The sequence below is a fragment of the Sulfuricurvum sp. genome (genome assembly GCF_022759005.1).
Lineage (GTDB): Bacteria > Campylobacterota > Campylobacteria > Campylobacterales > Sulfurimonadaceae > Sulfuricurvum.
In genome coordinates, this window is the sequence record NZ_JAEMQA010000035.1 from 1 (window position 1) to 5,930 (window position 5,930).

Annotated in this window: 7 protein-coding genes; all 7 read right to left on the reverse strand. The window is 43.1% G+C overall.

What is annotated here, in order from left to right; all coding sequences use genetic code 11:
• Nucleotides 1-594, reverse strand: a 594-nt coding sequence (locus tag JHC35_RS01800; RefSeq protein WP_295041673.1) for a type II secretion system F family protein, incomplete at its 3' end; no start/stop codon positions are given.
• Nucleotides 594-2,102 carry a GspE/PulE family protein gene (locus JHC35_RS01805; RefSeq protein WP_295041674.1) on the reverse strand — a complete coding sequence of 503 codons (1,509 nt, stop codon included), beginning with the start codon at nt 2,100-2,102 and terminating at the stop codon, nt 594-596. The genes JHC35_RS01805 and JHC35_RS01800, both read right to left, overlap by 1 nt.
• 1 nt (nt 2,103) lies before the next feature.
• Nucleotides 2,104-3,702 carry a secretin N-terminal domain-containing protein gene (locus JHC35_RS01810; protein WP_295041675.1) on the reverse strand — a complete coding sequence of 533 codons (1,599 nt, stop codon included), beginning with the start codon at nt 3,700-3,702 and terminating at the stop codon, nt 2,104-2,106.
• Nucleotides 3,686-4,498 (reverse strand): PDZ domain-containing protein, encoded by an 813-nt coding sequence (locus JHC35_RS01815; RefSeq protein ID WP_295041676.1) that lies wholly within the window; start codon nt 4,496-4,498, stop codon nt 3,686-3,688. The genes JHC35_RS01810 and JHC35_RS01815 overlap by 17 nt, the downstream gene beginning before the upstream one ends.
• Complete coding sequence (locus tag JHC35_RS01820) at nt 4,482-4,997, reverse strand: hypothetical protein (protein WP_295041677.1); 516 nt, start codon at nt 4,995-4,997, stop codon at nt 4,482-4,484. Before JHC35_RS01820 ends, JHC35_RS01815 begins: the two co-directional genes overlap by 17 nt.
• Nucleotides 4,994-5,392 carry a hypothetical protein gene (locus JHC35_RS01825; protein ID WP_295041678.1) on the reverse strand — a complete coding sequence of 133 codons (399 nt, stop codon included), beginning with the start codon at nt 5,390-5,392 and terminating at the stop codon, nt 4,994-4,996. Before JHC35_RS01825 ends, JHC35_RS01820 begins: the two co-directional genes overlap by 4 nt.
• On the reverse strand, nt 5,389-5,930 hold a 542-nt coding region (locus JHC35_RS01830; RefSeq protein WP_295041679.1), incomplete at its 5' end, for a hypothetical protein. The genes JHC35_RS01825 and JHC35_RS01830, both read right to left, overlap by 4 nt.

The window sequence follows — 5,930 nt, forward strand, 5'->3', positions numbered from 1 at the left end:
AATAGCAGAGAGCTTCGGAACGACCGAACTGAGCATAAACGAAACCGTGAGGATGGAAACGGCTACGATAAATCCAGGGTAAATAAATGCTTTAGTAAGCTGAGCTCGGATTTGATCACCTACTTGGATATAAGAAGCCAATTCATTCAAGACGGTTGCGAGAACACCACGATCTTCACTGGCACGAAGCGTCCCTAGATAAAAAGAGGGAATCGTATAGATATTCTGGGTCTCAAGCGCGGCCGATAAGCTTTTCCCCTCATCTAGCAAGGTGATCAAAGAGGCAAAGAAACGTTCTGTTTTGGGTTCATTTCGATATTGGCGTTCCTGAAGTGAAAGTGCCCGTATCAACGGTACTCCTGCTCGCAAATAAACCGCCAAATCACGACTGATACGGGTTAAAAGGGATGAGGGGATCGCTCTGGTACCGAATATCCCGAACAAATCAATCAATGATCCTTCATGAACCTTCAAAGAGGAGTAGATAATCCCCTGCGCTCGGAGCTGGCGTTTGGCTTCATCCAACGAAGCCGATTCCAGTATACCGCTGATCTGTACTCCCTCAGAGTTCAACCCTTTGTAGACAAATTCCATTAAATCTCTTTAACACCGACGCGAAGTATCTCTTCCAACGTCGTCTCATGTGAGATCAAAAGGTCTTTCAGCTGATCGGCTAAAAATGCCATAGATCCTTTCATCGCCGTACGAAGTTCTACGTCATTTTCACACTGTTTCATCAATGTCTGGACATTTTCATCCATCATTAGTAATTCACCTACGGCAATACGGCCGCGATATCCTGTCCCTCCGCATGAAGGGCAACCGACACTTTTTGCCACGATTGTTTCAATCGGCAAATCAAGATCTCGAGCATCAATAGGATCGATCGGGTGAAGTTCATAGCACTCCGTACATACTTTACGTACCAAGCGCTGTGCCAATACCCCTAAAAGCGTGGAGGTAACCATAAACTTATCCACACCCATATCCACAAGACGAGTAACAGCTGATGTCGCATTATTCGTATGGAGCGTCGAAAAAACCAGATGTCCAGTCATTGCCGCTTGAATCGCGATCTGAGCGGTTTCGCCATCACGAATCTCACCAACGAGAATAATATCGGGGTCTTGGCGCAAAATAGAGCGCAGCCCTTCGGCAAACGTCAAACCGATTTTAGAATTCACTGCTATCTGGCTGACATGTGTGGCATCGTATTCGACTGGGTCTTCGATCGACATCACATTTTTCTCTGGGCCCGAAAGTCGCTGGAGAAAAGAGTGGAGCGTGGTTGATTTTCCGCTTCCGGTCGGTCCGGTCACGAGAATAATCCCATGCGAAAATTTGAGCAGTTCGTAAAAACGTTCCGTTGTAGAACGATTAAATCCGAGTTCTTCCAATCCAGGAATAGACGCGGCATGCATGAGCAAACGCATAACAACCCGTTCACCGTGATAGGTAGGGAGAACCGATACACGTACATCCAGCGATTTCCCGGCGATTTTGATCTGCGTACGGCCGTCTTGCGGGAGACGTTTTTCTGCAATATCGAGGTTGGAGATGACCTTGATACGGCTGATGACCAAACTGATAATCGATTTATCCAGATCGATATGTTTGGATAATACACCGTCAATACGAAAACGCACTTCCCCTTTTTTCTCATGAGTTTCGATATGAATGTCGCTGGCCCGACGTTTGAGCGCCTGATAAAAGATAGTGTTGACAAATTTTATGATAGGCGCGGATTCTTCACTTGTAAGCAAATCAGAGGAGTTTTTCAAAAAATCGATTAGTGAGAGTTCATCCTCATACGGCTCTTCTTGGGATGCACTTTGAGTCAGCTCACTATCGGTTTTAAGCTCTAAAAACTTCAGATACAGAGTCTCATACGTTTGCTCGTCCAAATGGGCAAGCGGAAGGTCCAGAGAGAGCCTGTTATACGACGAGAGAGCCGTAGCCGTATCACGTGAAGAGAGAATGGCATACTTTTGTTCATTGATCTCAGCAAAAAGCAAACCCTCACGTATGGTTTCAAACGGATCAATACCCTCTGGGATAAACGCGAGGGCATTGACCTCGGAAAAAAGAGGAATTTGAACCATTTTAATGCTGTTCCTTAACATTTTTTACTACATCGTCTATATATTTTTGTTGAATTTTATCCAACTCATCCAACTGGGTTCGAAGCGTCGCCAAGTCGGTACTTTTATCAAGAATATAGGGGGTTAAAATAATGACTAAATTAATTTTGTCATGCGATGTCGCTTTGTCTTTGAAAAGATTTCCTAAAACAGGTATATCTCCTAAAAAAGGGACTTTTGTAGCACTGCTGTCGTATTTATCTTTAATCAGACCACCGATAATAACGCTCTCTCCGTTACTGACGATTGCAGATGTTTTCACCTCTCGCTTGGTAGTACTCGGCAATTGAAGGTTGGTATTGGAAGCATCGATATCTTCGAGCTTGGTTTCAACCGCTAAAAGGACTTTATTGTCATTCGAAAGCCGAGGTTTAATCTTGAGCGTTAACCCAATATCCTGACGCGTATAACTCGATTGTGTCAACCCGGTTCCTGTCAGAGTTGTTCCTGAACTGATCGATTCAGTTTTACCCACATAGATAGATGATTCTTGGTTATCAATACACAAGATAGAGGGCTCAGAGAGGATATCAGCTGCACCGTTGCTGTTAAGTAATGAGATGCTGGCACCGAGCGCAATTCCTGAGCTCAAAGTAGGAATCGTTATGTTAGAAAGAAGCACTGAATCGAGATTGATCGCACCTGTTTTACCATTACCCAGAGCCGAATTAAATGAAAATATCCCGCCTGAACCAAAAGACCCTCCGGAGAGGCCGTATTTGAATCCCACTTCCTGAGCTTTACTTTCACTGATTTCAATAATTCTAGCCTTGACATAAACCTGCTGACGATCTCCGTCAAGTCCCTGAATGGTGGGCAAGAGTGTTTTAAAAAGATCGTCACTGCTGATAATAATCAACGAATTCGTCGTCTCATCACTCGCAATACTCGGAGGCTGCTGCCCGGGAGAAAGGGTCATTTTAGCGATAACCGTGTTGAGAGTGGTAACAAGATTTTTTGCATCGGCATTTTTGAGCTGTATCAGATGGGTATAGTTTGCCGTTGTTTCATCGCGTATATCTATCGCATTTACCAGCTTACGTATCGTCTTGATATTAGCAGGAAGATCAGTCACGATCAGGGAGTTAGACTCTTTTGATGGTATGACTTTGCCGTTCTTGCTGGAGAAGTTTTTTACTTTTACAGCCATAGTTTCAGCCATGGCATATTTTAGTTGCAGTATTTCCGTTTGCAACTGCGGAATATCGCTTTTAGCCATGAACGGAACATTCATCGAAGCAGCATCAGCGCTTTTAACAATAGAATAGTATCCTGCACCGGAATCGATCATTGTCATTCCACGCGCTTCAAGGGTTGTTTGAAGAAGAGTGAAAAGGTCTTCCCTATGAATCGGATGATTTCCTGCATAACTGATTTTTCCACTAACATCTTCGGTAACAAAAATGTTTTTATGGCTGAGTCTCGCTACTAATTTTATAAAATCACCCATCTCCATACCATCAATAGCAATGCTGGCTTTATCATTATTTACCGTATCAGCAGCATACATAGAGCTGAGTGTAAATAGAAAAACGATCAAAAGATTAACGGCTAATTTCATATTCAAGATCCTTTGGCTGATTATTACGTAGAACAGTAATTTTAATGGCGGAATGGTGTAATCCCGTCTGATATGCCGCAAATACGGCTACATAAGAGTCAAGAGGCTTATTATCCACACCGGTGATAATATCCCCTTTTTGAAGTCCGAGAAGTGCAAATGGTGTCCCAAGTGCAATCTCATCGACTCTGAATCCCACTATTTTACCTTGTTGTACCACTTCATTAATCGTAATATTTTTCCAGGTCTCACCCATATTTTCACTATAACGATCAATCGTTGAACGAGGGATTGCAAAATTTGAGGCGGTTGCAGTTTCATCTGGAACGTAAGAGGTAACCGACTCTTTAAGGTTGAGATGTCCCTCTTCTCCCAAACGCAGTACCATCCTCTGTCCATAAGCTGTAAATACGGCCTGTACCGGAGTGACATTGACAAGTCGATATAGATTTTTGTACATCGCACCCTTATCAACAAACGTAGTTGCAGTATTATCATTCACAGCGACAAAAGAGTGCGAGCCATCCATATAAACGGCATTTAAATGATGAGGAACAGGTGTGAGGACATCTTTGATAACTTTTTTCATCACAGCTCCATTGCCATCAAAATGAAGGGCAAAAAGCTTTCCAAGATGGTACGGCTCGAAAAAAGGGATGATTTCACTCCGCGGATGCTCAAGCGAGGTCGAATTTAAGAACGGCAAAAGAGCCGTTGAAAAGCTCATAGCGATAACGACCGGAAGAGCTATACGGTTGATCGCACTCAGGGTGTGGTCATTAAAAAGAGGTTTCATAGACCAGTCCTTTATCCGATTTGTGTAACTTTGCCAGTAAAAGCGGATAACTACGCATAATCTGAGATGGCTCAAAAATTATTTCAAGCCGCTGACTTTTCAGATCAATCTCTCCATGAACAGGACCGAATCCACCCTCCCCTTCGATAACAATGCTCAGTGGATGCAATAGGCTGTAGGTAAATGTCAAATAATCAATCCCCCCAGGGAAAAGCGAGGAGAATTCACCGCTAAAATTTAGCGACGTGATTGTTGCGCGATTAAAAAAGATCAATGGAATAATCCGGATATGTTCGATTGTCCCGATCGGCATTGAATCCAATAAAAGAGATGCATCACGGACATCCAAATAGAGCAAACGATCATTCACCCTCTCCCCGTTTAAATACAAATGGGTAGATGAAAGAGCCTCTTCCGCTGAATAATAGATATTTGCTTTCGGCAAAAGGATGATGATTGCCAAGAACAATAGAGCCGCAAATGAGAGAATTTTTTTCATTGCTCAATCTCCACACTGATAGTTCCTACATTAGTATTTCGAGACAACACAAGTTTAGTAATCACAAAAGGGGCGTTCAATAATGTTGAAACGATTCGGTCGAAGTCATTGCCTGAGAGATTGCCAAACTCTAGATAAAGACTCTTTTGTCTTTTTTCCTGACGAATCAGCGAAGGATGGGCAAGCAGAAAATCGGTCTTTTGTTTTATTTCAGGTGAATTTCCCCATCGTGTTTTTAGTGATGACAACCGCTCAAATGTTTGTACGCTTGCATCACGCTGAGCTGCCGCTTCATTCAAAAGCGAATGCTCATGCATCATCCATCCGGTGGCGATAGTGATAGCGATAAACGACAATCCGACTACGAGAGTGGCAGGGTCAAATTGAGCTTTCATTGAATACTCCCTTCAACCGAGTTATCTTTGATCGTCACGGTATTGGTTTTTAGAGATTTAACCACACTATCGCGTACTTTCTCCGCATTCTGCGGTGAAGGGGTAGAAATTTTAAAATGCACGGATCCGTTTTCATAGGAAAGTGTCGTTACATACTCACCTAAAACCGTTCCCGATACCGTATTTGAACCACCCGGAACCAATAGAAGATTACGATCACCCGGCTTGGAACCTGGAACGAGAACAATCCCATTCGTAACTGGAGCAGGAACGGCTGGAGGTGCTGCACTCAGCAAATCGGTATTGTTATTTTCCAAAGTCAACGTCGAAAATGCGGCAACTATTTTACGCAATTTCATCTGCTGTGATTCTTTTTTTTCCCATGATGAAGCAAGTGCATCCAGTTCCATTTGGGTTGCAGGAAGATGTTGCTCGATTTTCATTTGTTCTTGCTCATCTACAATCTTTTCTGCTTCACGATAAAAATATCCCCCTTGTATCAGAAGGTTGATGAGAATGATGAGTGAAAGAGAGACTG